The following is a 26188-nucleotide window of genomic DNA, read 5'->3' as shown; positions in this document are numbered from 1 at the left end:
AAGGAGCCAAACGGCCCCTTTTCATTCACTCCCATTTTCTATTATCCTGAAAAACTGTCTGCTGTCCGATTATTTTTTTCAACACAACAAACACAATGTAAGTACATATTGCTTGCAATGCAATATTCCAAAATTTCATTAATGTAAATGAATGAATCCGTAGAAATAATTCGTTTAATAATACAATCGAAACGATACTAAATAATTCTATACTAATCGAAAATAGACATATTTCTAAAATAGACTGTTCTTGAATGCGATTTAAGTTGGAAAAGATAAATACATATCCTAAAAATAGAGCCATTAACTCTATTTTCGTCATGCTAATGAGCCAAGCGTATAGCGGTACAGTTAAAAATAGATATAGTAGTTTACGTCTTAGCATGCCTTCTCACCCTCTAAATTATATGTATTTTCTGTATATTTTAACATTTATTACGCAAAACAAAAAGAAGAGACTTACGCCTCTTCTTTTTGTTTTGTTGCATATATTAATTCACATATTTCTTCTCGCTTTTCAGTTTCTAAAAGCTCAATGATTTTACTTCCAACGACAACTCCGTCGCATATTGTAACCATTTCTTCTACATGTTCTTTTGTTGAAATGCCGAATCCAGCGACTACTGGTAAGTTGACGTGTGATTTTACTTTTTCTAAGTAACTATGAATCTCCTCTTTAAAGTTTTGACGTACTCCCGTTACGCCCGCTACTGTAACAGCATAAACGAACCCTTCTGATTCACTCGTGATTTTTTCAATTCTTTCAATAGGGCTCGTTACGGTAACGAGTGGAATGAGCGCAATGTTTGCCTCTCGAAGTAACGGCGCAATAATATTTTGTTCTTCATACGGTAAGTCAGGAACGATAATACCATCCACACCGGCCTCTAAGCACTTCTCTACAAATCGTTCTTTTCCGAATGCGAGTACTGGATTTAAATATGTCATGAGTACAAACGGAATTTGCACTTCTTTCCTTACCTCTATTAATGCTTGAAAAATACCTTTTACTGTTACACCGCTATCTAGCGCTCGTTTCCCTGCTCTTTGAATCGTTGGGCCATCTGCGACTGGATCTGAAAATGGAATACCAATTTCAACGATGCTTGCTCCAGCCTCATCTAGAAAACGAATTCTTTCTTTTAATTTTTCAAGGCCACCATCTCCGCCCATTACGTACGGAATAAATGCTTTCTTGCCATTTTCAAACGCTGCTTTAATTTTTTCTACTCCCATTTTTTACACCTCTTCCATATAACGTTTTATACTCTCTACATCTTTATCACCACGGCCAGATAAACAAATAACAAGTCCTTCATCTTCCTTCATTTTCGGAGCTAATTTTAATGCGTATGCGACAGCATGCGAGCTTTCTAACGCCGGGATAATGCCTTCTTTTTTCGTTAATAATTGAAATGCTTCTAATGCTTCTTCGTCTGTTATCGAATGATAAGAAACGCGGCCAATATCTTTTAGCAAGCTATGTTCTGGACCAACACCTGGATAATCAAGTCCTGCTGAAATAGAGTGTGCTTCTTGAATTTGTCCTTCTTCGTTTTGCAGAAGATACATCATTGATCCGTGGAGAACGCCAACGCTTCCTTTCGTTAAAGTTGCTGCATGCTTTTCTGTATGAACGCCTTTTCCAGCTGCTTCTACGCCGTAAAGAGCAACTTCTTCATCGTGTACGAACGGATAAAACATCCCCATCGCATTACTACCACCGCCAATACAAGCAACGACTGCTTCTGGTAACTTTCCTTCTAACGCCTCATATTGTTTTTTCGTTTCATTTCCAATTACACTTTGGAAATCACGGACAATTTGCGGGAATGGATGTGGTCCGAGAACAGATCCCATAATGTAGTGCGTATCATGCACATGTGAAACCCAGTAACGAAGCGCCTCGTTTACCGCATCTTTTAATGTACCGCTACCTGCCGCTACACTTTCTACTTTCGCTCCGAGTAATTCCATTCGGAACACATTTAATTTTTGACGTCTTACATCTTCTTCTCCCATAAAAATGACGCATTCTAATCCGAGAAGAGCACATACAGTAGCTGTTGCAACTCCGTGTTGTCCAGCTCCTGTTTCAGCGACAACTTTTTTCTTGCCCATTCGCACTGCAAGTAGTGCCTGACCGATTGTATTGTTAATTTTATGAGCTCCTGTATGATTCAAATCTTCACGTTTTAAATAAATCTTTGCACCACCGCAATACTTCGTCATATTTTCAGCATAATATAGCGGTGTTTCTCTTCCGACGTACGTTTTTAAATAATGATTTAATTCCTTTTGAAATGCTTCATCTTGCATCGCTTCTTTATATGCTTCTTCTAGTTCTAGTACAGATTGCATTAACGTTTCTGGAACGTATCGTCCTCCGTATATACCGTAATGTCCTTTTTCATCTGGATATGCGTAGTTCATTTGGAACACTCCTTCGCTTTTATAATAAATTGTTTTATTTTCTCTACATCTTTCTTTCCTTCTGTCTCTACTCCGCTGCTCACATCGACCATATATGGCCGAACAGTTCGAATTGCTTCTTCTATATTAAGAGCGTTTAATCCACCAGCTAATATCATTTTCTTTCGCAATTCTTTTGGCATATCTCTAAGTAGTTCCCATGAAAATGTCTTTCCATTTCCTCCATGAAACTTTTCTTTCGGGCTATCAAATAATATATAATCCGCTTCATACCCTTGGGCGTTTTTCATATCACTCTCTGAAGTTACTCCTAGTGACTTTATAGACGGAATATTCAATCTTCTAATTTGATAATTGTCTTCATCCCCATGTAGTTGTACATGTGTTAACCCGCACTCATCTGCAATTTTCTGGATCACTTCTACTGATTCATTTACGAAAACACCGATTTTTAACACGTTGGCTGGAAGCTCCTGAATGATTTCTTCCGCTCTCTTTGGAGTAATCTCCCGCTTACTTTCTGCAAAAACAAATCCGAGTGCATCTGCGCCATATTCGCACGCACTTTTCGCTGTTTCCACATCAGTGATGCCGCAAATTTTCACTTTCATATATTCACCTTACAATCTTCAAAAAAACTACTAATAGAAGATGATGTCATAAGCGCCTCTCCAACTAATACACCTTTGGCTCCAGCTCTTTTAACACGAATAATATCTTCTTTTGAATGAATGCCACTTTCACTAATCCAAAGTAGTTTCTCCTCATTCAATCTTTTTCCAAGCTTTTCAGTTTGGCTTAAATCTACTTCGAACGTTTTTAAATTACGATTATTAATGCCAATAACGTGCGGATTTAATACAATCGCAGTTTCTAATTCCTGTTCATCATGAACTTCAACAATCGCTTCTAATCCTTTTTCTAACACGTAGCTATACAGCTCTTTTAACTTCTCTTTCGTTAACGCTGCTACGATTAGTAAAATAATATCTGCTCCCGCTTCATACGCTCTATCGATTTGAATCTTATCGATTATGAAATCTTTACATAAAAGCGGAATGTTACTTTCTTCTCTTGCTGTTTGTAAATCGTGAAACGATCCTTTAAAAAATTGACCATCTGTTAAAACAGATACTGCTCCTGCACCACATTTCTCATATGTTCCCACTTGTTTTCGTACGTCAACGTGTAAATTGATATCTCCTTTTGATGGTGATGCTCGCTTTACTTCTGCAATGACAGTAAACTGCTGTAACGCTTCTACAAGTGAATGTGTCTTTCTTTTTGTTTTTACTGGTGTATATATTTCATATAACTCCGCAACTTCCTTTTTCTTCTGTTCTACAATTTTATCTAAAATCGTCCCCACTTTAGTTCACCCTTTCTAATTTTTCGTTGCTTGCTACAATTAATAAGTTTAATTTGGCTAATGCTTTTCCAGAGTCAATGCTATGTGCCGCGAGTTTAATTCCTTCTTCAATCGTTTCTGTTTTTCCATTTGCGAAAAGAGCTAGACCTGCATTTAATAAAACGGTATCGCGATAAACACTCTTTTCTCCGCTCAATACGCCGACCGTAATCTTTGCATTTTCTTTTGAATTCCCTCCTCTAATCTCTTCATTTTTCACTCTTGAAAAACCATACTTTTCTGGATCAATACTCATTTCTACTATTTCATTATCTTTTAAAATGACAACATGATTCTCTCCTTGTAATGATGCTTCATCTAAAAATCCACTTCCGTTTACGACAAGCGCTTGTTTCCGGCCTAACTTTTGTAATACTTGCGCAACTGGTAATAACATATCTCGTTTATAAATACCGACAAATTGTGTTTCTAAATTCACTGGATTTGTTAAAGGACCAATTAAATTAAAGATCGTCGGCACGTTTAACTCTTTTCTTATTTTCATAATGCGCCTTAGTGCTGGATGCATCGCTGGTGCAAATAAAAATGCAATGCCGACATGCTCTAATAAATAATCAATTTCGTTTGGCGTACTGCTAATATTTACACCTAATTCTTCTAATAAGTCCGCACTTCCTGTTTTACTAGAAACAGCTCGATTACCATGTTTTGCAACCTTTACGCCAGCTCCTGCCAGTACAAATGCCGATGTTGTACTAATATTAAACGTTTGGGCACCGTCACCACCCGTTCCGCAATTGTCCATCGCTCCTTGTATATGGTTCGAAAATGGTAGTGCCTTTTCGTGAAGAGCTCGAACAAGGCCGTATATTTCTTCTGCAGTTTCACCTTTCGCTTTCAGTAAGACTAAGAAAGCTGCAATTTCACTTTCCAATATGTTTTCATTTAATAAAAGAAGCCCTGCTCTATACATTTCCTCTTCTGTTAAATGTTTCCCCTCCACTAATTTACGAAGATAGCTATTCATACTCTTTCCTCCTCCTTCACTTCTGTTAAAAAGGCACATATTAACTTTCCGCCTTCTTCTGTCGCGATTGATTCCGGATGAAACTGTAATCCGAAGAGCGGATAATAATTGTGACGGACTGCCATTATTTCTCCATCGTCCATCGCTGTCGCTAGTATGTCAAAACACTTTGGCAAGCTCGTGTGCTCTGCAACAAGGGAATGATAGCGCATCGCCGTTAGCGGCTGTGTAGCGTATGAAAAAATTGACGTTCCGTTATGTTTCACACGTGATGTTTTCCCATGTTTAATACGTTCTGCTCTAACAATGTCTCCTCCAAATGCAGCTATGATCGCTTGGTGGCCTAGACAAATCCCTAATATGGGAACGTTCTTATAAAAATGGCGGATGACATCGATACAAATGCCAGCATCCTCTGGTTTTCCTGGTCCTGGTGAAAGTACAATTCCTCTTGGATTCATCTCTTCTAGCTGTTCTATCGTTATTTGATCATTTCTTACGACTATAATATCTTCTTCGTATTCACCTAACAGTTGATACAAGTTATAAGTAAATGAATCATAATTATCAATTAGTACAATCATTTCATTACCTCCAATAGTGCTCTCGCTTTATTTAACGTTTCTTCATATTCAGCTACTGGGTCTGAATCATAAACAATTCCCGCTCCTGCCTGAACGTATGCTTTTTCACCCTTTACGACCATCGTTCGAATAGCGAGCGCCATATCAAGATTCCCTGAAAAACTAACGTATCCAACTGCACCCGCGTATACATTTCTTTTTTCATTCTCTAGCTCATTTATAATTTCCATCGCTCTAATTTTCGGAGCTCCCGACACTGTTCCTGCTGGTAGACAATACGCTAATGCATCAAATTCACTCATTTGTTTTCGCAATGTTCCGTAAACTTCAGATACAATGTGCATAACGTGAGAGTATTTTTCTACTTTCATATATTTATCTATCGTAACCGAGCCGATTTCGCTCACTCTACCAATATCGTTTCGCCCAAGATCTACAAGCATCATATGCTCTGCTCGCTCTTTCTCATTGTCTAACAGTTCTTTTGCGATTTCCTCATCTTCCCTCTTCGTTTTCCCTCTCGGTCTTGTACCAGCAATTGGATTCGTCATCACTTTATCCTCCCTTACTGATAGTAAACTTTCTGGCGAAGAACCGAGTACAACATAATCTTGAAAATCGATATAGAACATATATGGTGATGGATTTGCAATTCGAAGTTTTCGATATAACGCGAATGGATCACCAATACATTCACTTTGTAAACGCTGTGACAGTACGACTTGGAATATGTCTCCGGCTCTTATATGTTCTTTCGCCATTTCTACCATCCCACAAAACTCTTTTTCCGTTATAGAAGAAGTGAATGATAATGTGGATTGTATTGCATTTACTTCAGTTTCTTCTCCTTGTAGCACTTCCTCTTTGTATAATCGTAGCCTTTCGTATACTTCCTCATAATCTGCTGAATCATCTTCCCTGCATACATATACAAACGACAACCTTTGGCGCAAATGATCGTAAACGATAAACTCACGATATAGTAAGAGGTGTACTTCCGGAATATTTAATGGGTCGTGTAAATCCGCTCCAATGTTTTCATACTGCCGAATGACATCATATCCAATATAACCAACTGCTCCTCCGCAAAATGGAAATGGGCTGTCTACTTGTGATGATGCGATTATTTCTTCTAACACTTGTAGTACGTTACCTTGTAACTTTTCTGCCCGGCCGAAAATCGTTCGTTCTACTTCCGTACCAACGCTTTTTACTTCTCCATAAGGATTACATCCTAAGTAAGAATAACGCCCTTTATCTTGATGAAGCTGTGAACTTTCTAATAAAAATTTCTTCTTTCCTTTCATACGTCTATATAAAGAAATTGGCGTAATGCTATCTCCTTCTTCTTCAGTAATTACTAAAAATGTCTTTCTCTCTCTTTTTTGTTTTATAAATTCTTCTTTCGTCATCATGTCCTTCACCTCACTCTGAAAAATAAAAAAGTCCCCTACATATCGAAAATATGTAGAGGACGATAAATATACCGCGGTACCACCTCGTGTTGGATGCAAAAGCATCCCGCTTTGTTCAGGTACAAAATTTATACCTTATCCTTGTAACGGCGGAACCCGGGTTGCCTACTGAAAACAATTGTTCAGCATACCTCTCGTAAGCCCATTCCGTATATGGCACCGTACCGGGCTCCCACCTATTCCCGGCTCTCTGTAACGTCTCCAATATACGTACTCTTCTTACTTAAACGATTTCATTTATTTAATTTTTTATACACAAAAAGGGAGTACTCATCCTATAGAAAGGACGGGTACTCCCGTGGTGCCACCTTAATTCGTTACAAATGTAACGCACTTTACCGTATCAAAAACAATACGTGTCTCTTGTATCGATGAGATCATGTCGCCAAAGCCTACTTCTTTCGTTTCGGTTTGGAAGCTCCGAAGCCCATTCCACATCAATTCCATACTGATTCGCACCAACCATCAGCTCTCTGACATGTTCATCATGTGTACTCTTCTTCATCAACGCTTGCATTTTTTTAAGTTGCACTCATTATAGACCTGACTTTTTTCACAAGTCAATACTTTTTTAAAAATTTTATTTTTCTTTCCTTTCAATATTATATTGACAAAACAACCTCTTTTTATGTAAATATAATAAATACTCTATTAAAAATAAGGTTTTTTGTATGAATATTATATATTAAAAAAGTAAAATGACATCAAAAAACGCTTACATTTCTGAAAATTCGTATTTCTATATGGATTTTTCAGAATAATCATGATAGATTATAAAGTGAAACTTTAATAAGTAGAGGGGATTCATCCCCACTGATTATTAGTTGAACCAATCGGGCATTTTCGGACAGTTGATCTCCCACCTAACTTCCTTGCCCAGCCAATTTTAAGGTGGGGGTTTTACTGCCCGTTAATGCGGGATAAATATGCATAACGCATCAAAAGACCTGACAAAAGAAAGGGGAACTACATGAGTACGCAGATGTTAACTTTAACTTCTATCTCTATTTACATGCTCGGGATGTTAGTAATCGGCTATTTCGCCTACAAACGAACGTCCAACTTAACAGATTATATGCTTGGCGGGCGTACACTAGGCCCCGCAGTAACAGCATTAAGTGCTGGAGCATCCGATATGAGTGGTTGGCTTTTAATGGGATTACCCGGTGCAATGTTTAGCGTTGGATTAAGTAGTAGTTGGATTGCGATCGGCCTAACACTAGGCGCATATGCAAACTGGCTTTATGTCGCTCCTCGCTTACGTACCTACTCAGAAATTGCAAGCAACTCTATTACTATTCCAGAATTTTTGGAACACCGTTTCCACGACAAATCTCATATGCTACGCTTAGTATCCGGACTTGTTATTATGATTTTCTTTACTTTTTATGTAGCTTCAGGATTAGTTTCAGGCGCTGTATTATTTGAAAATTCATTTGGCATGAACTATCATGTTGGATTATTCATTGTTGCAGGCGTTGTTGTCGCTTACACATTATTTGGTGGTTTCTTAGCAGTAAGTTGGACAGACTTCGTACAAGGAATCATTATGGTAGTCGCTCTTATTCTTGTTCCTATCGTAACAATTATGAATTCGAACGGACTTGGACCTGCATTTGATACAATTCGATCTGTAGATCCAACACGTCTAGATATTTTTAAAGGTGCCTCTACTTTAGGAATGATTTCTCTATTCGCATGGGGCCTTGGTTATGTCGGACAACCTCATATTATCGTACGCTTTATGGCAATTTCTTCTGTAAAAGAACTTAAAAGTGCACGAAGAATTGGTATGAGCTGGATGATTTTCTCTGTTGTTGGAGCTATGTTTACTGGTCTTATTGGTATTGCTTACTATTCACAACAAGAGTTAACATTATCTAACCCAGAAACAATTTTCCTTGAACTTGGAAAAATTTTATTCCACCCACTTATTACTGGATTTTTATTAGCCGCTATTTTAGCAGCGATCATGAGTACAATCTCATCTCAGTTACTCGTTACTTCTAGTGCCGTAACGGAAGACTTATATCGTACATTCTTCAAACGTTCTGCATCTGATAAAGAACTTGTATTTGTCGGTCGTATGGCTGTGCTTGTTATTGCCTTAGTTGGGTGCGCTTTAGCGTTTAAACAAAATGATACGATTTTAGCTCTTGTTGGGTACGCTTGGGCTGGTTTTGGTTCTTCATTTGGACCTGCTATTTTATTAAGCTTATATTGGAAACGTATGACGAAATGGGGCGCGCTTGCTGGTATGATTTCTGGTGCCGCTACTGTTATTATATGGACTCAATTCAAATTCTTAAAAGATTTCTTATATGAAATGATTCCAGGTTTCGCTATTAGTTTACTAGCTATCGTAATTGTTAGTTTACTAACACAACCTTCAAAAGAAGTTGAAGAGCAATTTGAGGATTTCGAAAAACAACATCGTCATAATTTATAAAAAAATCTCTGCTGTTATCGTAACAGCAGAGATTTTTTACAGTTCGACAATCTTCTTATCAAATTTAACAAATTCTTTATGTTTCGTTAAATTTAACATAACACTACTCCTTTATAGTATGAGTATCAGCACTTATACAGAAAGGGGACTCCAACATGTTAGCAGCTTTCCAGCAACAACAAACACGAAAATTTTCACCTATCACAAATACTTCTGCGTCTTGTTTAAACATGCAACCTAACCCGCCTAAAATTTCAATTGCTCCTTCTGTTATTTCAGTCATCGGTGTTCATATGGAAAAACATAAATTAAAAATAAAAACGGGACAAAACATTGTGTTATCAGCTTCCATTTTGCCAATACAAGCAACGCATAAAGAGCTTATTTGGTCAAATATGAATTCTGATATCATCACCATATATCCAAAAGGCGACACCGTGACAATTACTGGAAAAAACGCAGGTAGAGCAGTCGTAATTGTCACAACTGCTGAAGGCAAATTCCGTGACCTATGTGTCATTCATGTACAACCTTATATGACAAATCCAAAGTAAAAGAGTGGCTTTGTAGCCACTCTTTTACTTGATTTCAATATTTGAGTTTTTACTTTTTACAAGATTAATGAATTGTTCTTTATTTCTTGGAGAAATAATTTCTGTTTTATGTGTATCGTAAACAATTTCAAGTCGGTCAAATGATAATGCATGGGCTGCTATTTGAAATTTGTTTTATATCTCGTATAAATATACGTTTTGTAACGAGACCCGATCTAATCGTAATTATTTCTTCCCGGGCAATATATTTTGCCAAAAAGCAACTCCAGCTAAACAACATTGCTAATGGAATTGTAAAAAGCAAAAGAAAATATTCTCTCCCTACAAAAATTGGTGCAAAACAAGCACCCAAAACAATAAAAAAATTGGATATAACCATGTATCTTTTTTGATGGAAACTCCATTTCCCTCCCCCTTCTACGCCCGTATTTCTATAAAACAAAAAGAGAAGTATCACAACTTCTCTTTTCTCCCCTAACACTATAATTCCTGTGTATACACCGGCTCGTTTACGACATTTTTTGACGTTCGCTTTTGTTGCTGTAATAAGAAAACAGATACACCAAACAATACGAGCATGCTACCGATGATTTGCATTGCATTTAATTTTTCTCCAAGTAAGAAGAACGCAAGTATAGATGCTCCAACAGGTTCTCCTAAAATACTCATTGAAATTGTCGTTGCATTTACATAATTTAACAGCCAGTTATTAATTACATGTGACACTGTCGGCACAACCGCAAGTAAAAGAAAAACGGTCCAATCCCACTTCGTATAACCTGTAAAGGGTACTTGCAATATGACATTATAAATCCCCATAAAAAGACCTGCGAATGCAAAGACTGTAAAGCTATAAATCCAGTGTGATACTTTCTTTACTGTCGTTTGCCCGATAAATAAATAACCGACAACTGCTATTACACTTAGAAAGGATAATATGTCTCCATAAATTGCTTGCTTACTTAAACCTAAATCTCCCCAACCAATGCACATTACGCCTAGAATAGCGATTCCCATCGTTGCAATGGCTGAATATGTTGTTCTTTCTTTGAACAGAAAAAAACCTCCAACTAAAGATACGATCGGTTGAAGTGCCAAAATAATTGTTGAACTAGCAACTGTTGTATGCTTTAAAGATTCAAACCATAAAAGAAAATGAAGTGCTAAAAAGAAACCAGATCCAATTAAAAAGCCCCAATCTTTCATTTGAATCCTATTAAATTCCTCTCTTTTTTTCCATACGATAGGCAGCATAATAAGTACGATAATCCATAAGCGGTACATACTTAATATTGAAGATGGTGCTGAGGACATCTTTACAAAAACTGCTGCAAAAGAAATAGCAATTATAGAAATAGCCAATGGTAGTGCGATTGATTTTTCTTGTTTCAAATCCTGTCTCCCCTCTCACCTGTCAAAAATCCCACTTCATTATATCCGTTTTCTTTCGTAACTTAAATACTAATTTTTTAGATTCTTCGTACCATTATGGTAAAATAGAAATTAAGGCACCAATTAGTGAATATTTATTTCCTTTTTCACTACAAGCGTCGCTCTTACAATCATTACAGTAAATTTTTATTTAGGGGGATCTACATGAGTCAAACAATAGGGAGAATTGAAGAAATTTCATTTTATAGCGCATCACTTCAAGAAGACGTTACGCTTCTCGTTTATTTGCCAGTAAATTACACACCACTGCACAAACATACAGTTGTAATTGCACAAGATGGTAGAGATTATTTTCAGCTTGGTAAAGCGCACCGTGTAATTGAGCGCCTTCGTGAAACTGAAGAAATTGACCGTACAATTATTGTCGGTATTCCATATAAAAATGTACAGGATCGTAAAGAAAAATATTTCCCAAATGAAGTAAAAAATGCTGCATATATTCGTTTCCTTGCTCATGAACTTGCACCATATATTGATGAAAATTATCCAACGTACCAAATGGGAAAAGGTCGTGTTTTAATTGGTGATTCTCTTGGCGGAACAGTTTCCTTTATGACTGCGCTTATGTATCCGCATACATTCGGTAAAGTCGTTATGCAATCACCATTTGTGGATGAGACAGTGATGAACTTAGCAAAAGACTTCAAAGATCCACAAGCATTAGAACTGTATCACGTCATTGGTACAGAAGAAACGGCTGTAAAGCGTACTGATGGACAAGTATCTGATTTCGTAGAACCAAACCGTGAGTTAAATACACTTCTCACAGATAGAAATTTCATTACGCATTACGAGGAGTTTGAAGGTAATCATACTTGGAAATATTGGCAAACTGATTTACCGAAAGCCTTCTCTCATATTCTATCAATGAAATAATAGAGAGCAGTATTCAGAATAATTTGATATAATAGATAAAGAGATTTATTTATCTCAAAATCTAACTAGACTTACAAAGGGAGGAATTGGAACATGAAATTAGGCATTGTAATTTTTCCATCTAAAATGATTCAAGATAAAGCGAACGGATTGCGTAAGCGTTATGACCCGCACTACGCATTAGTTCCGCCACATATTACATTGAAAACACCCTTTGAGACGCAAGATGAACAATTAGAATCGATTGTAAACGAGCTACATACAATCGCAGGTAAAACGAATCCTTTCACCCTTCATGTTGGGAAAGTTGGTTCATTCGCACCTGTTAATAACGTCCTTTATTTTAAAGTAGAAAAAACACCTGAACTTACTTTCTTAAATGAAGAAATGCATGGCGGGTTATTCACACAAGAACGCGAATATGCTTTCGTACCTCACTTAACAATCGGACAAGGCTTATCAGATGCAGAGCATGCTGATGTATTGGGTCGATTACGTATGAAAGATTTCTATTATGAACAACCAATTGATCGTTTCCATCTTCTATATCAATTAGAAAATGGAACATGGACTGTACACGAAACATTCCACCTTGGAAAGGGGAACAACTAATTTGCACGCACAGATTGTACAAACGGACGAACAACTAAGAGATGCATTCTCTGTACGTAAACAAGTGTTTGTAAATGAACAACGTGTCTCTGCTGAAGAAGAGTACGATGAGTTTGAAGAAACTTCAACACACGTTGTTATATATGACGATGATGTTCCAGTTGGTGCTGGACGTTTTCGCACTCTTGATGGTATAGGGAAAATGGAACGCATTTGCGTGCTAGGTTCCCATCGTAAAAAAGGTATCGGAAAAATTGTTATGGATGCGCTTGAAGCGTATGCAAAAGAAAATTCGCTACCAAAATTGAAACTTCATGCTCAAACACATGCTGAAGATTTCTATAAAAAACTTGGCTATGTAACGAGTTCTGATGTATTTATGGAAGCAAATATCCCGCACGTCGTAATGATAAAAGAATTGTAATTTGAAAGCAGGAGGTGACCCCTCCTGTTTTTTACATTGCTATTTTCTTTTTCTTCCGCTAAAGTTAAATGTTGATGCTATAGTTTTGAAGGTGAACATATGACACAAGAAAAATTTTCACAAAAATCGTTAACACACGCTGATATTCCGCGTGCGACATATCATATTCCGAAAACATCTACCCATTTAATTATGGAAGAAGATGTAGATGCGGCTTATTTCCGCGCTCTCGAACAACAAAATGTTTTTTTAAACGAAAAACAATTAGAAGCCGTGCGCACAACAGAAGGTCCTGTTCTCACACTAGCTGGTGCTGGAAGCGGGAAAACATCTGTTTTAACAACTCGCGTTGGTTATTTAGTAAATGTAAAACAAGTTCATCCACGAAATATTTTATTACTTACATTTACACAAAAAGCAGCTGAAGAAATCCGAAGTCGTGTTGCGAAGTTACCAGGTATGAATCATGCAGCAAGTAGCTATGTTGTTGCTGGTACATTCCACTCTGTTTTCTTAAAATTGCTTCGTAGTCAAGGGTATAATCAGCAAATTTTAGCAAATGAAAAACATAAACAAATTATGATAAAGAAAATCTTAAAAGAATTGCGTTTAAAAGACGATTATGATGCGGAAACGATACTCGCGATGATTTCACTTGAGAAAAACAAATTAAATCGTCCGAAAGATGTAAAAGCGAAAACACCAGTGGAACAAGAATTTAAAGAAGTATATGAACGTTTTGAAGAAGTAAAACAACGATACAATTATATTGATTTCGATGACATCTTATTGGAAACATATTATATGTTAGAAAATAATGCTCCTTTACTAACTCAATTACAACAACGTTTTCACTACATTGAAGTAGATGAGTTTCAAGATACATCGTATGCACAATATGAAATTGTAAAATTGTTAGCTTCGCCAAGAAATAATTTGTTCATCGCAGGTGATGATGATCAAGCTATCTATGGCTGGCGAGGGGCAAGTCACCAAATTATTTTATCTTTTCCAAAAGAATTTGATAACACAACAATTATTGCACTAAATACGAATTATCGATCCAATCCCTTTATCGTCGGGCTTGGAAATGAAGTTATAAAATTAAATCAAGAACGTTTTGATAAAGAGCTATACTCCGTTCGTGAGGAAGGTGTACAACCTTTTTATGCAAGACCTGCTACGACTCTTGATGAAGCAAATCAAATTTTACAGCTCATTCAAGAAAAAGTGGATAGCGGTGAACGAAACTATAAAGATTTTTGTTTACTGTATCGCACACATTCTGTAAGCCGTTCGTTACTTGATCAGCTTACCATTCATAAAATCCCGTTTATTAAACACGGGGCGAGCCAATCATTTTATGAACATTCTTTAATTAAGCCTGTATTAGATCATTTAAGACTCGTGATTGAGCCGTTTCGACTAGAATCACTTTCAAACATATTGCCGACGATGTATATCGGACGTGATGATTGTATTTCATTTATTGAGCGTGAACAATGGAAATATGGTGAAGGCCGTTTTCCTTCTCTTCTTCATTTCTTATTATTAAATCCGAGCTTAAAACCTTTTCAAGTGAAAAAGGTAAATGAGCGTATTGATTTTATTAAATTTATTAAAGAATTAGAACCGAAAAAAGCATTAAAAGAAATCATTCATGGTAAAGGAAAATATTTAGAGTACTTACAAAGTAACGATCGTTCTTCCTTTACGATGCATAAAGACATACAAGAAGAAATGTTGGAAGAATTAATGGAGTCTGCAACTCGTTTCACCGATATTCCAGCTTATTTACAATTTATTGACGAAGCGATTCAAGGTCAAAAAGAAATGGAAGCATTAAAAACAATGCCGCAAAAAGATGCCGTTTCACTTATGTCAATTCATAACGCAAAAGGCCTTGAATTTCCGTGTGTCTTTTTACTTGGAGCGAGTGATGGGATCCTGCCGCATACTTCTTCTTTAAAAGATGCAAATGATCGTGTTACGGAAACTTCTGAAGCGTTAGAAGAAGAACGCCGATTACTTTATGTCGCCATTACACGTGCGAAAGAAGAACTTTACATTTCTTCTCCGCAATTTTTCAGAGGAAAGAAATTAGATATATCTCGTTTTTTATATACTGTGCGAAAAGATTTACCTGAAAAGACATCCACTAAATAAGGATGTCTTTTTTTATAATGCGTTATGTACATCCCTTCTATATAAATTCCTTGTTTTTATCATAAGAATTAACGTAATATCAACCATATCCCACTCATATTGTAATAGTGTATGTCAGAACTCACGAGAAGGAGTGAACATAATGAGCTGCAATTGTAATGAAGATCATCAACATGAGTGTGATTTCAACTGTGTATCGAATGTTGTTCGTTTTATACATGAACTACAAGAATGTGCAACGACAACATGTGGATCTGGTTGCGAAGTTCCATTTTTAGGTGCACATAACAATGCATCAGTAGCGAATACACGTCCTTTTATTTTATACACAAAAACTGGAGAACCTTTTGAAGCATTCGCACCATCTTCAAGCCTTACTAGTTGCCGATCTCCTATTTTCCGCGTAGAAAGTATAGATGATGATGACTGTGCTGTATTACGTGTATTAACTGTAGTTTTAGGTGATGGTACCGCTGTACCACCTGGTGACGACCCAATCTGTACGTTTTTAGCTGTACCAAACGCAAGACTAATATCAACCTCCACTTGTCTTACTGTTGATTTAAGTTGCTTCTGCGCTATTCAATGCTTACGCGATGTTTCTATATAAAACTAAATAATGAGTTAAGCATGGATTGGGTGGCAGATAATTCTGCCACCCAATCCATGCTTAAAGAGTATTATTATGTAAATTTCTTAAAATTGGGAACTTGTCTAGAACATAGAACCTGTCCTTTTCATTAACTGAAAGTAGAAACAGATAAAGGAGTGAAAAACATGTTCTCTTCTGATTGCGAATTTACTAAAATTGATTGCGAGGCGAAGCCAGCTAGTACACTACCTGCCTTTGGTTTTGCTTTCAATGCTTCTGCACCTCAGTTCGCTTCACTATTTACACCACTACTATTACCTAGCGTAAGTCCAAATCCAAATATTACTGTTCCTGTAATCAACGATACAGTAAGTGTCGGAGATGGCATTCGAATTCTACGAGCTGGTATTTATCAAATCAGTTATACATTAACAATTAGTCTTGATAACTCACCTGTTGCACCAGAAGCTGGTCGTTTCTTCTTATCATTAGGTACACCAGCTAACATTATTCCTGGATCAGGTACAGCAGTTCGTTCTAACGTTATTGGTACTGGTGAAGTAGACGTATCCAGTGGGGTTATTCTTATTAACTTAAATCCTGGTGACTTAATTCAAATTGTGCCAGTTCAGTTAATTGGAACTGTAGACATCCGCGCAGCAGCATTAACAGTTGCACAAATTAGTTAGTAAAAAGCGGTATTTCTAATACAGAAATACCGCTTTTTATATATAATAAAAAACACTCACAGTAGCATGAGTGTTTCATTCTTCATATTGTTTTATTGCGTTCTTCTTTTTCCCACAATTGCATCCCTTTTTCTTCACAAATCCTTGTTGTTGTAATTGTTCTTGATATGCCTGTTGTTGTGCTTGGTGTTGTTGCTGTATATGATACCACTGCTGCAGGTCATATGAATTTTGCCTTGGATTATTGCTCACAGCAAACATCTCCTCTACTGTCAATTCTGTCTATTTACTATATGAACAACTCTTTATTTCCGTTCCCTCATTCTTTTAAACTCCGCTTTTTCTCGTATTATGAAAATATATTATTCTCCCATAAAATATCCTGTAATTGTTTCAATGATTGCTGCTGCTCCTGCAATGGCTAATAATGCAAGTAACGGCTCCGCAACGATAGGAATCCAATTATATAAAACTAATAAAAAAGCACTAACCCATACACCTGTACACCAATAACAGCTTAATAATTCGCCAATCCACTTTCTTAATCCATTACCTTTAACTTTTGTAAACGTTGATACACTTCCATCCGGCTCCGTAATCTCTAATTCATCAATAAATGGTCTTCGCAAAAAGGCTGTTATTTTATCATATACAATTAAACGAGTGAGCCTAAAAGCAGCTAACGCAAAAATAAAAAATAAAAGCCAGCTTGTAAACAGCATAATTCCACCTTCCCTTATCCTCTTTCGCCTATTTAAAAAAAAAGGTCTTGAGATTGTGACCAAATCTCCTCGACTCCAATATCTTATTAATGTAAATACAAACAAGAAGATAAGGAGTGACATTAATGAGTTGTAACGAAAATAAACACCATGGCTCTTCTCATTGTGTAGTTGACGTTGTAAAATTCATCAATGAATTACAAGATTGTTCTACAACAACATGTGGATCTGGTTGTGAAATCCCATTCTTAGGTGCACATAATACTGCATCAGTAGCAAATACACGCCCTTTTATTTTATACACAAAAACTGGAGAACCTTTTGAAGCATTTGCACCATCAGCAAGCCTTACTAGCTGCCGATCTCCAATTTTCCGTGTGGAAAGCGTAGATGATGATAGCTGTGCTGTGCTACGTGTATTAACTGTAGTATTAGGTGACGGTACTCCAGTACCACCTGGTGACGATCCAATTTGTACGTTTTTAGCTGTACCAAATGCAAGATTAATATCGACAACTACTTGCCTTACTGTTGACTTAAGCTGTTTCTGTGCGATTCAATGCTTACGCGACGTTTCTATCGTAAAGTAAACTAAAAAACTATTGGGGTGGTAGAAGCATTCTACCACCTTTACATATTTAAAAGCCGGCCATACTAATCGATTGGATATCATCTATAGACAACCTAATATCTCTCATACTATTTTGCGGCATAATAGATACAATGCCATTACGATACGATATGATCGATCCAACATAAGAAACTGTAGCTGTTTTTATTCTGCACCTTACTTTCGGAATGTAATGAGGGCGGTTTAATAAAAAATGAATTTTTTCATCATTATTCATATCCTTAAATGATTTATTATACGGGACAGTTCTTACTGGCTCTTGCTGTTCTTGCTCTGGCTGTTCTTCTTTTTCCTCTTCTTCTATTTTTTCTTCCACTTGCTGCTCTTCTTGTTGTTCTTGCTCTATTACCTCTTCCACAGCACTGCTTACAATATTTTCTTGTCTATTACTTTGCTCTTTTTGATCTTCATTTTCAAAGTTTGTCAGGATAATCCTTTTTATTTTCGGTGCAGCAAGTTCTAAACTCACTTGCGCAATATATAACAACGGTTTTCCAACTGTTGAACTTTTATTTTTATTCTTCACACTCGTCCCTCCCACTTCCATACGTAGCTGAATAAATCGTGTACTATTATAGTTATATTCATCACGTGGTAAGAACTTTCGTTAAAAATCGTTCTTTCTCAGAACAAATAAAAAGGACAATCTCAGCATTTAGAGATTGTCCTTTAAAAATTAATATTATATTTATCCTAGGATATGATACCCTGAATCAACGTGAATGTTTTCTCCTGTTACACCGCGTGCTAAATCACTGAATAGGAATACTGCTGTATCGCCAACTTCTTCTGGAGTTGTTGTACGACGAAGTGGTGCGCGCTCCTCAATTTCTCTTAAGATTGAGTTGAAATCGCCTACACCTTTTGCAGATAACGTACGAATTGGTCCTGCAGAAATAGCGTTGACGCGAATACCATGTTGACCTAAATCGTTCGCTAAATATTTCACGCTCGCTTCTAATGAAGCTTTCGCAACACCCATAACGTTATAATTTTTCACAACGCGCTCGCCGCCAAGGTATGTTAACGTTAAAATATTTCCGCCTTCTGTCATTACTTTCTTCGCTTCTCTTGCTACAGCTGTTAAAGAGAATGCACTAATATTTTGTGCAAGTAAAAATCCATCGCGAGAAGTATCTACAAATTCACCTTTTAAGTCATCGCGATTTGCAAAAGCAATACAATGTGCTACACCGTGAATAGTACCTACTTCTTGTTTAATTGTTTCAAAGCAAGCTGTAAGTTCCTCATCATTCGTTACATCACAAGGTAATACAAGTGATTCTTGTCCTTCTAATGTGTCCGCTAATTCACGAACATTTCTTTCTAAACGTTCTCCTGCATATGTGAATATTAATTTTGCACCTGCATTATGCAAAGAGCGAGCAATTCCCCATGCAATACTTCTTTGGTTCGCAACGCCCATAACGACAAATGTTTTCCCTTGTAATAGTTCCATGATATATCCTCCCAGAAATACTTATACTTGTTATTAGTACCTGATACTATAATTATAGTACCATAAAACCGCTTAAAGGCAAACAAAAAAGTCATTAACAGAAATTTGTTAATGACTTTTGGTTTCTATAAAAAACCGCTCTAATCCTTCTTCCCAAGACGGCATTTGTAAAAAACCATTTAATCGTAGCATGTTATGTTGAAAAATAGAATATTTTGGCCTCGCAGCCGCAGCCCCGAATTCTTCGGTTGAAACAGGTAATACATTCACTTTCATATTGGCATACGAAAATATCTTTTGTGCAAATTCAAACCAAGAGCATGAACCTCTGTTTGATACGTGGTATGTACCGTATAAAGAAGTATGAATGAGCTTATTAATAACCATATTTAAATCCGCCACATACGTAGGAGAGCCAACTTGATCCGCTACAACAGATATTTCATCTCTTTCTTTCCCTAATCGCATCATCGTTTTCACGAAATTGTTTCCATATTTACCATATAGCCACGATGTGCGAACGATAAAATATTTATTATGTAACTCTTTGACGAACTGCTCCCCCGCATACTTAGAGGCTCCATATATATTTATCGGCGCTGGACTATGAAATTCGCCGTATCCATCTGGTCTGGCGCCTTGAAATACATAATCAGTACTAATATAAACTAGCTTCGCCCCTACTAATTGTGAAGCAACCGCTACATTTCGAGCTCCGATTGCATTTATTCTATATGCAAGATCCTGCTCTTTCTCCGCATGATCTACTTTCGTATAGGCAGCACAATGAATAATTATATGTGGTTTTATTTCTTGTACTACTTGTTGTATTCGAGATATATTTGTCACATCTAATAACTTTTTATCAAATGGATATATATCATATTCTTCAGAGTTTAACTCTTCAAATAGTTGCTTTCCTAATTGACCGTTTGCTCCTGTTATGATAACCCTCTCTTTCATGTAACATGCCCCTTACTGGTCTTTTAGTGGTTTCCACCATTCCTTATTCTTTTCATACCATTTCACCGTCTCTTGTAATCCTTGTTCAAACGTATATTTCGGTTCCCAATCAAATTCATTCTTCATTTTCTCTGCATCAATCGCATAACGACGATCGTGTCCTAAACGATCTGTAACATATTCAATGTCTTTTTTTGTTTTTCCTAAAAGAGTAATAATTTGTTCCACAACTTCTACATTTGTTTTTTCATTATTTCCACCTATATTATATACTTCTCCTACACGTCCCTTATGCAAAACAACGTCAATCGCACTGCAATGATCTGTTACATGTAACCAATCTCTTACATTTAAACCATCACCATATAACGGTAGTTTTTTTCCTTCCAGTGCATTCGTAACCATTAACGGAATTAATTTTTCGGGATACTGGTACGGCCCATAATTGTTAGAACAACGCGTTACTATAACTGGTAATTGATATGTTTTATAGTAAGATAAAGCTATCATGTCCGCGCTCGCCTTACTTGAAGAATATGGACTATTTGGAGCTAACGGTGTTGTCTCTGTAAACTTCCCTGTTTTCCCTAAAGAGCCATACACTTCATCCGTTGATACTTGCACAAGTTTTATATGCGAATATTTTTTAACTAGTTCTAATAAAGTGACCGTCCCAATTACATTTGTATCATAAAAAGGAATCGGATTTTCAATACTACGGTCCACATGTGATTCAGCTGCAAAATTTACAATCACTTGTACGTCTCGCTCTTTTATAACGTATTCTAACAGCTCTCCATTTTGAATTTCTCCTTTTACAAAAGAGTAATTCGGGTGATTCTGAAGAGATTTTACGTTATTTAAATTCCCGCTATATGTTAATGCATCGTAATTAATAATTTTATATGATTCATAACTTTGTAGCATGTAATGAACGAAATTACTTCCAATAAATCCAGCCCCACCTGTTACTAATATATTCATAAACAACTCTCCTACTTAAAAACTATCTTCATATTCCTCTAGTAATGGCAATATCTGATCCTTATCGGACAATATAGGATCTGTTACTGGCCAAGGAATTGCTAAATCTTTATCTTCCCAAAGTAATCCAGAGTCGTGCTTTGCGCTATAATATTCATCTACTTTATACATAACGATAGTATGCGGGACAAGCGTGCAAAATCCATGCGCAAATCCTTTTGGCACTAGTAACTGCCGATGGTTATCTGCACTTAAAATATATCCTTTCCATTGTTTAAATGTTGGTGATTTTTTTCGTAAATCAACGATAACATCATAAATTGCCCCTTGCATAACTTGAATGAGTTTCGTTTGTGCTTTCGGTTTTTTTTGAAAGTGTAGTCCCCGAATCGTTCCTGCCTTAGCCGAATAAGATACGTTATCCTGTACAAATGAATACGTTATCCCTAATGTTTCTAGCACCTGCTTATTATAGCTCTCTGAAAAAAAGCCACGCTCGTCTCCAAACAACCTCGGTTCTAACAATTTTGCATCGGTAAAATTTGTTTCTACAACTTTCATATTCTCACCTATTCTCCGTTAAACTGTTTCCCAAAATTAATACCCCGTGCTAACGTATTCGCCTTTTGAAGCGAAGCATGAGTTCCCGCATCAGTCCACCAGCCGCTCATTTCATTATAAGTAAGTACCCCTCGTTTTAAATACCAATTATTTATATCTGTAATTTCAAGTTCTCCCCGTGCAGAAGGTTTTAATTCTTTAATATAAGAAAAGACTTTCGAATCATACAAATAAATTCCCGTAACCGCATAAGAACTTTTCGGCTCTTTCGGCTTTTCTTCAATTTCAACTATTTTTCGGTTTTGAATATTTGCTACGCCAAATCTTTCGGGATCTTCTACAGATTGCAATAGCACTTTCGCACCTTCTTTTTGATTTGCAAACTCTTTAACATACGGAAGAATATCATCTGAAAAAATATTATCCCCTAATATAACTACCATACGATCATTCCCGACGAAATCTTCACAAAGCCCTAACGCCTGTGCAATACCGCCTGCTTTATCTTGCACACGATACGTAAAGGACACGCCAAATTCATGACCGCTTCCTAAAAAGCTAACAACATCCCCCATATGCTCTTTACCTGTAATAATCATAATATCTGTAATATCACATTGTTTTAGCTTATATACCGCATGATAAATCATCGGATACCGACCAACAGGAAGTAAATGTTTATTCGTTACTTTCGTTATTGGATATAATCTAGATCCAGTACCACCTGCTAAAATAATTCCTTTCACTTTGCATCTCTCCTTTATGATGGAGATAATATATCTTTGTAATGTTCTACAAACACTTTCCGGTACTTCTCATATGTATCCGCATCAAACTCATCCCCGTTGTAATGAATACACCATAAATTTGCTTGATTTGGGATACCGATTAAATAACCAGCCCTTTGAAACTCTAAAGACTGTGACACATCATAAAAGTGAAACCCTTGAAACAAATCTTCTCGCCACGGAATATCATACTGCGTTGCCATGAATAAACCATCAATTGCCTGAACTGAAAAAAATGGTTGATTACCATAAAAAACCTGATCTAAATTTAATAATTGATAATTCTGTCTTCTGTACTCAATCACTTTCCCTACTAAATTTTTTCCTTCCCACCATATCCCGTTATTCGGTAAAAACTGAGCTCCAGCGACTCCTATTAAACCAAGCTTTTCATTTTCTTTAAAAAGAGATATAAGTGTAGAAAACATGTCTCGATTAATAAGATATGTATCTTGATGTATATACACTTTGTATTTCGCTGGATATGAAAGGGCTCGGTTGTATGCACTCGCCATACTTTGTGCATCTCGTATCGGAAAAATTTGTACGACATAACCAGGGGGAACAAAAATGTTTCTTATTTGGCTCTCACATTGTTTGAAAAGCTCCTCATTATTTACACAAACAACGACTAATATTGTATGATCTTTCATTTTTGTCCCCCCTTTTATTCTTCCTTATTTACATCTGACATATAGTGTTCCACAAATATTTTTCGATACTTTTCATAGTTCGTCATATTCACATCAAAATGATAATGGATACACCAAGCATCGCGCTGTACAGGTACACCAACTGTATATCCTGCTTTTTTAAATTCAAACGATTGAGATACATCATAAAAATCAAATCCGTCAAATAAGTCTTCTCGCCACGGAACATCATATTGTGTCGCCATTAATAAACCATCAATACATTCTACAGGAATAAATGTTTTTGATTCATGATACGGTTGTTCTAAACTTGCCATATAAAACAAATCATTCATATAACCAATGACCTTTCCTACAATTCCACGCCCTTCGTTCCATACACCAGTTGGAGGAACATATTGCGCTCCAACCATCCCAATCATACCAAGATGTTCATGTTCCTCAAATAATTGAAGTAATCCGTATAAAAAGGCTCTATTTATAATAAAAACATCTTGATGTATATACACTTTATACTTTGCTGGATGCGAAATGGCTTGATTGTATCCACTCGTCATACTTTTCGCATTTCGAATCGGCATAAATTGGACAATATATCCTGGCGGTACTAACAATTGCAATATATGTCGCACGCAGTTTGCATACAATTTCCGATCATTTATACATGTAACAAATAATATTGTTTTGTCTGCAGCACTCATAATTGTGATTTTTCAGCTTCAATAATATACTGAAATACAACTGTCTCAGCCATGAAGCCACTTCCAAGACGATATTTTTTACAAATTCCATATAACTCCTCAATAAGTGGCTCATACATTTTATGATCAACATATACACGATCTACTTTACTAATTGAATATCCTGCTTTTAAAAACATTCTTAGCATTTCATTGAATGTAAAGAAACGAATATGTGTTTTATCTAATAAACCATATTCTGTATACGTCCAATTTCCAGCAAGCAAGGGAGCTAATACTGAAATATGAGCAACGTTTGGTATACTTGCTAAAATCACACCATTTTGCTTTATATATGGCTTTACTTTTTCTATTACAGCCCATGGATTAAATAAATGCTCTAATACATCCCCAAATATGACGCAATCAAATTGCCCCTCCTCATAAGGAAGATCTATTTTTTCTATATCCCCTAACATAACATGATCTAGTCTTTCCTTCGCTTTTTCTGCCGCCTCTGGAAATGCCTCAATTCCTGATACACGTGTACCGTTTTCTTTAATAGCTGCTCCCAATGCACCGCTTGAGCAACCAATATCAAGAACTTCTTTCCATTCCTTTTTTATATGCTTTAATAAATTCGGATTCGCTGCATTATAATAATGCTCGGATTTTTCTTCATATAAAGAACTTTTTTCGCGACTCATTTCACACACTCCTTATGCAAATTGAATTAGAAATATAAATCTCATATGAATTCTATAAAGTGCAGATTTTGTTCATCCCCCACTGATTATTAGCCCAAAAATAGTAGTATAAAACCTTTTATTTATATTGGTTACGTTACTGATACTCTAATATATAACCAATCTATTAGAGTTAGAATAACGATAAATCATTTCTAAAAAACGAAACCTATTACACTTTATATGGTTTATCAAAAACTCCCCGAAAATATTTACGGTTATATTCAATTGCAGCATTATTCGGAACATAAGAAGCTGCTAATTCATTGTAATAATACGCTTTATCCTGCTCCCCTAACCTGCTATAACAAATACACATTTGTAAATAGGGTAGCCATGTGTAGCTAGCTGGACTATGGAAAGGACTCTCCGTTTCCATTGGTACTTCCGTTGCAAGTTTAAACCAAAATATCGCTTCATTATATTTTTCTTGTTCCATATATATATATCCTATTCTTGTACAATTCTCTCCTCTAGGGACGCCATACCGAAACGACTTCACACAAGATTCGATTGCCTTCTCCCACATTCCGAGCTTTGCATAGCAATCTCCTAACTTACCACATGCATAAATTTTTTCTTCATACCATCCTTCGTCTTGATTAAGAAATGTTTCATATAGAAGAACTGCATCATCATATTTTTGGTTATCCGTAGATTCATTTGCGTAATAAAATAAATCTCTTGGACTCAATTCTTCTCCTGCCGCTACAGTATTTTGAAAAATTTTCAAATTACGATTTGTTACTTTTTTTTCTTTTTTATGTGTAATAGCAACATTACTACTAAAAACCTCACCAGAAATAGCTAAATACTCATGAACCTTTCCAAACCATTGGAATTGTTTTTCACGCTTTACAAGTCGATTTCTTTTTGTACAATATAAAGGTTTCCCGTTAGAATCCATCGCAAGATGATAAGGCATCGAAACAGCATCAATTTTAGGATCTAATTCTCTTTTTAAAAGTTTCAATGCTTCTTGAGCATCTTCTAATAATACGTCATCTGCATCTAGCCACAATATATACTCTTGCGTCGCTTTTGAAAAAGAAAAATTTCTTGCTGCCGCAAAATCATCAATCCACTGGAAATCATATATGTTAGAAGTGTATTTCTCTACGATTTCTTTCGTTCGATCGACGGAACCTGTATCAACTACTATAATTTCATCCACAATTTTCTCAACTGTGTCTAAACAACGGGCTATTGTCTCCTCCTCATCTCGAACAATCATACATAAACTAATTGTAATTCCTTGCTTGTTCAACATAATCACCCTCTTCCAAATCAATCATATGT

30 protein-coding genes, 1 pseudogene and 2 other annotated features are annotated in these 26188 nt (G+C 36.3%); of the genes and pseudogenes, 9 read left to right on the top strand and 22 right to left on the bottom strand.

Annotated elements, in window-relative coordinates; translation table 11 throughout:
* Nucleotides 1-25: 25 nt before the first annotated feature.
* From N2V79_RS06490 to trpE, 8 genes are all read right to left on the bottom strand, one after another.
* A complete protein-coding gene (locus N2V79_RS06490; protein ID WP_053564990.1) occupies nt 26-385 on the bottom strand; it encodes a DUF4029 domain-containing protein in 360 nt (119 codons plus the stop codon).
* Nucleotides 386-459: 74 nt separating this feature from the next.
* Nucleotides 460-1236 carry a tryptophan synthase subunit alpha gene (gene trpA, locus N2V79_RS06485; protein WP_053564991.1) on the bottom strand — a complete coding sequence of 259 codons (777 nt, stop codon included), beginning with the start codon at nt 1234-1236 and terminating at the stop codon, nt 460-462.
* A 3-nt stretch (nt 1237-1239) separates the two neighbouring features.
* Complete coding sequence (trpB, locus tag N2V79_RS06480; RefSeq protein ID WP_001105035.1) at nt 1240-2433, bottom strand: tryptophan synthase subunit beta; 1194 nt, start codon at nt 2431-2433, stop codon at nt 1240-1242.
* Nucleotides 2430-3044 (bottom strand): phosphoribosylanthranilate isomerase, encoded by a 615-nt coding sequence (locus tag N2V79_RS06475; RefSeq protein WP_000865141.1) that lies wholly within the window; start codon nt 3042-3044, stop codon nt 2430-2432. Before N2V79_RS06475 ends, trpB begins: the two co-directional genes overlap by 4 nt.
* The gene (trpC, locus tag N2V79_RS06470) at nt 3041-3802 is read right to left on the bottom strand and encodes an indole-3-glycerol phosphate synthase TrpC (RefSeq protein WP_000536699.1); all 762 of its coding nucleotides are present in this window, start codon (nt 3800-3802) and stop codon (nt 3041-3043) included. Before trpC ends, N2V79_RS06475 begins: the two co-directional genes overlap by 4 nt.
* Nucleotide 3803: 1 nt before the next feature.
* Nucleotides 3804-4829, bottom strand: a complete 1026-nt coding sequence (gene trpD / locus N2V79_RS06465) for an anthranilate phosphoribosyltransferase (protein WP_340719720.1) — start codon at nt 4827-4829, stop codon at nt 3804-3806.
* Nucleotides 4826-5413: an aminodeoxychorismate/anthranilate synthase component II gene (locus N2V79_RS06460; RefSeq protein ID WP_340719719.1), complete on the bottom strand. Its 588-nt coding sequence runs from the start codon at nt 5411-5413 to the stop codon at nt 4826-4828. The genes trpD and N2V79_RS06460 overlap by 4 nt, the downstream gene beginning before the upstream one ends.
* Nucleotides 5410-6828: an anthranilate synthase component I gene (gene trpE / locus N2V79_RS06455; RefSeq protein ID WP_340719718.1), complete on the bottom strand. Its 1419-nt coding sequence runs from the start codon at nt 6826-6828 to the stop codon at nt 5410-5412. The genes N2V79_RS06460 and trpE overlap by 4 nt, the downstream gene beginning before the upstream one ends.
* Nucleotides 6829-6880: 52 nt before the next feature.
* Nucleotides 6881-7125, bottom strand: a binding site (T-box leader).
* A 42-nt stretch (nt 7126-7167) separates the two neighbouring features.
* Nucleotides 7168-7405 (bottom strand) — a binding site (T-box leader).
* Nucleotides 7406-7858: 453 nt separating this feature from the next.
* On the opposite strand from trpE, the gene putP reads away from it, so the two are divergent.
* A complete protein-coding gene (gene putP / locus N2V79_RS06450; RefSeq protein ID WP_053564997.1) occupies nt 7859-9337 on the top strand; it encodes a sodium/proline symporter PutP in 1479 nt (492 codons plus the stop codon).
* A 155-nt stretch (nt 9338-9492) separates the two neighbouring features.
* The gene (locus tag N2V79_RS06445; RefSeq protein ID WP_071730650.1) at nt 9493-9891 is read left to right on the top strand and encodes an Ig-like domain-containing protein; all 399 of its coding nucleotides are present in this window, start codon (nt 9493-9495) and stop codon (nt 9889-9891) included.
* 24 nt (nt 9892-9915) lie between these two features.
* Here N2V79_RS06445 and N2V79_RS06440 read toward each other — a convergent pair.
* Together N2V79_RS06440 and N2V79_RS06435 are read right to left on the bottom strand one after the other, a co-directional pair.
* A pseudogene (locus tag N2V79_RS06440) lies at nt 9916-10295 on the bottom strand (PH domain-containing protein).
* Nucleotides 10296-10371: 76 nt separating this feature from the next.
* Nucleotides 10372-11283, bottom strand: coding sequence for a DMT family transporter (locus tag N2V79_RS06435; RefSeq protein WP_016082441.1), 912 nt, complete (start codon nt 11281-11283; stop codon nt 10372-10374).
* A gap of 204 nt (nt 11284-11487) precedes the next feature.
* On the opposite strand from N2V79_RS06435, the gene N2V79_RS06430 reads away from it, so the two are divergent.
* The 6 genes from N2V79_RS06430 to exsF all read left to right on the top strand — a co-directional run bounded on the left by N2V79_RS06430 (nt 11488) and on the right by exsF (nt 16702).
* The gene (locus N2V79_RS06430) at nt 11488-12219 is read left to right on the top strand and encodes an alpha/beta hydrolase (RefSeq protein WP_053565000.1); all 732 of its coding nucleotides are present in this window, start codon (nt 11488-11490) and stop codon (nt 12217-12219) included.
* A 93-nt stretch (nt 12220-12312) separates the two neighbouring features.
* A complete protein-coding gene (locus N2V79_RS06425) occupies nt 12313-12831 on the top strand; it encodes a YjcG family protein (RefSeq protein WP_000765871.1) in 519 nt (172 codons plus the stop codon).
* A 1-nt stretch (nt 12832) separates the two neighbouring features.
* Nucleotides 12833-13255, top strand: coding sequence for a GNAT family N-acetyltransferase (locus N2V79_RS06420; RefSeq protein WP_053565001.1), 423 nt, complete (start codon nt 12833-12835; stop codon nt 13253-13255).
* Nucleotides 13256-13354: 99 nt separating this feature from the next.
* The gene (locus tag N2V79_RS06415) at nt 13355-15421 is read left to right on the top strand and encodes an ATP-dependent helicase (RefSeq protein WP_053565002.1); all 2067 of its coding nucleotides are present in this window, start codon (nt 13355-13357) and stop codon (nt 15419-15421) included.
* A 142-nt stretch (nt 15422-15563) separates the two neighbouring features.
* Nucleotides 15564-16031: a spore coat protein CotY gene (gene cotY, locus N2V79_RS06410; protein ID WP_016082445.1), complete on the top strand. Its 468-nt coding sequence runs from the start codon at nt 15564-15566 to the stop codon at nt 16029-16031.
* 167 nt (nt 16032-16198) lie between these two features.
* Entirely contained in the window at nt 16199-16702 is a 504-nt protein-coding gene (exsF, locus tag N2V79_RS06405) for an exosporium protein ExsF (RefSeq protein WP_053565003.1), read from the top strand.
* A 75-nt stretch (nt 16703-16777) separates the two neighbouring features.
* Here exsF and N2V79_RS06400 read toward each other — a convergent pair whose 3' ends face one another.
* On the bottom strand, nt 16778-16963 hold the full coding sequence (locus N2V79_RS06400) for a hypothetical protein (RefSeq protein WP_023521433.1): 186 nt from the start codon (nt 16961-16963) through the stop codon (nt 16778-16780).
* A 101-nt stretch (nt 16964-17064) separates the two neighbouring features.
* Entirely contained in the window at nt 17065-17424 is a 360-nt protein-coding gene (locus N2V79_RS06395; RefSeq protein ID WP_000899664.1) for a DUF1360 domain-containing protein, read from the bottom strand.
* Nucleotides 17425-17549: 125 nt separating this feature from the next.
* On the opposite strand from N2V79_RS06395, the gene exsY reads away from it, so the two are divergent.
* A complete protein-coding gene (gene exsY / locus N2V79_RS06390; protein WP_001277739.1) occupies nt 17550-18014 on the top strand; it encodes an exosporium assembly protein ExsY in 465 nt (154 codons plus the stop codon).
* A 48-nt stretch (nt 18015-18062) separates the two neighbouring features.
* Here the strand turns inward: exsY and N2V79_RS06385 are convergent, their stop codons facing one another.
* From N2V79_RS06385 to N2V79_RS06340, 10 genes are all read right to left on the bottom strand, one after another.
* Complete coding sequence (locus tag N2V79_RS06385; RefSeq protein ID WP_340719717.1) at nt 18063-18602, bottom strand: spore coat CotO family protein; 540 nt, start codon at nt 18600-18602, stop codon at nt 18063-18065.
* A 141-nt stretch (nt 18603-18743) separates the two neighbouring features.
* Complete coding sequence (gene fabI, locus N2V79_RS06380) at nt 18744-19514, bottom strand: enoyl-ACP reductase FabI (protein WP_000421885.1); 771 nt, start codon at nt 19512-19514, stop codon at nt 18744-18746.
* Between the two features lie 108 nt (nt 19515-19622).
* Nucleotides 19623-20477 carry a dTDP-4-dehydrorhamnose reductase gene (gene rfbD, locus N2V79_RS06375; RefSeq protein ID WP_000664660.1) on the bottom strand — a complete coding sequence of 285 codons (855 nt, stop codon included), beginning with the start codon at nt 20475-20477 and terminating at the stop codon, nt 19623-19625.
* Nucleotides 20478-20489: 12 nt separating this feature from the next.
* Entirely contained in the window at nt 20490-21461 is a 972-nt protein-coding gene (rfbB, locus tag N2V79_RS06370) for a dTDP-glucose 4,6-dehydratase (protein WP_064532919.1), read from the bottom strand.
* 15 nt (nt 21462-21476) lie between these two features.
* Nucleotides 21477-22022: a dTDP-4-dehydrorhamnose 3,5-epimerase gene (gene rfbC, locus N2V79_RS06365; protein WP_000869417.1), complete on the bottom strand. Its 546-nt coding sequence runs from the start codon at nt 22020-22022 to the stop codon at nt 21477-21479.
* 8 nt (nt 22023-22030) lie between these two features.
* Nucleotides 22031-22768 (bottom strand): sugar phosphate nucleotidyltransferase, encoded by a 738-nt coding sequence (locus N2V79_RS06360; RefSeq protein WP_071730641.1) that lies wholly within the window; start codon nt 22766-22768, stop codon nt 22031-22033.
* A gap of 14 nt (nt 22769-22782) precedes the next feature.
* Nucleotides 22783-23463, bottom strand: a complete 681-nt coding sequence (locus N2V79_RS06355; protein WP_340719716.1) for a glycosyltransferase family protein — start codon at nt 23461-23463, stop codon at nt 22783-22785.
* 14 nt (nt 23464-23477) lie between these two features.
* Entirely contained in the window at nt 23478-24164 is a 687-nt protein-coding gene (locus N2V79_RS06350; protein ID WP_064532916.1) for a glycosyltransferase family protein, read from the bottom strand.
* Nucleotides 24161-24850: a class I SAM-dependent methyltransferase gene (locus N2V79_RS06345; protein ID WP_064532914.1), complete on the bottom strand. Its 690-nt coding sequence runs from the start codon at nt 24848-24850 to the stop codon at nt 24161-24163. Before N2V79_RS06345 ends, N2V79_RS06350 begins: the two co-directional genes overlap by 4 nt.
* 211 nt (nt 24851-25061) lie before the next feature.
* Nucleotides 25062-26159 carry a glycosyltransferase gene (locus tag N2V79_RS06340; protein WP_064532912.1) on the bottom strand — a complete coding sequence of 366 codons (1098 nt, stop codon included), beginning with the start codon at nt 26157-26159 and terminating at the stop codon, nt 25062-25064.
* Nucleotides 26160-26188 lie beyond the last annotated feature (29 nt).

The organism is Bacillus sp. CH_70, assembly GCF_038007045.1.
Lineage (GTDB): Bacteria > Bacillota > Bacilli > Bacillales > Bacillaceae_G > Bacillus_A > Bacillus_A cereus.
This window is presented reverse-complemented; position numbering and strand designations above follow the sequence as displayed.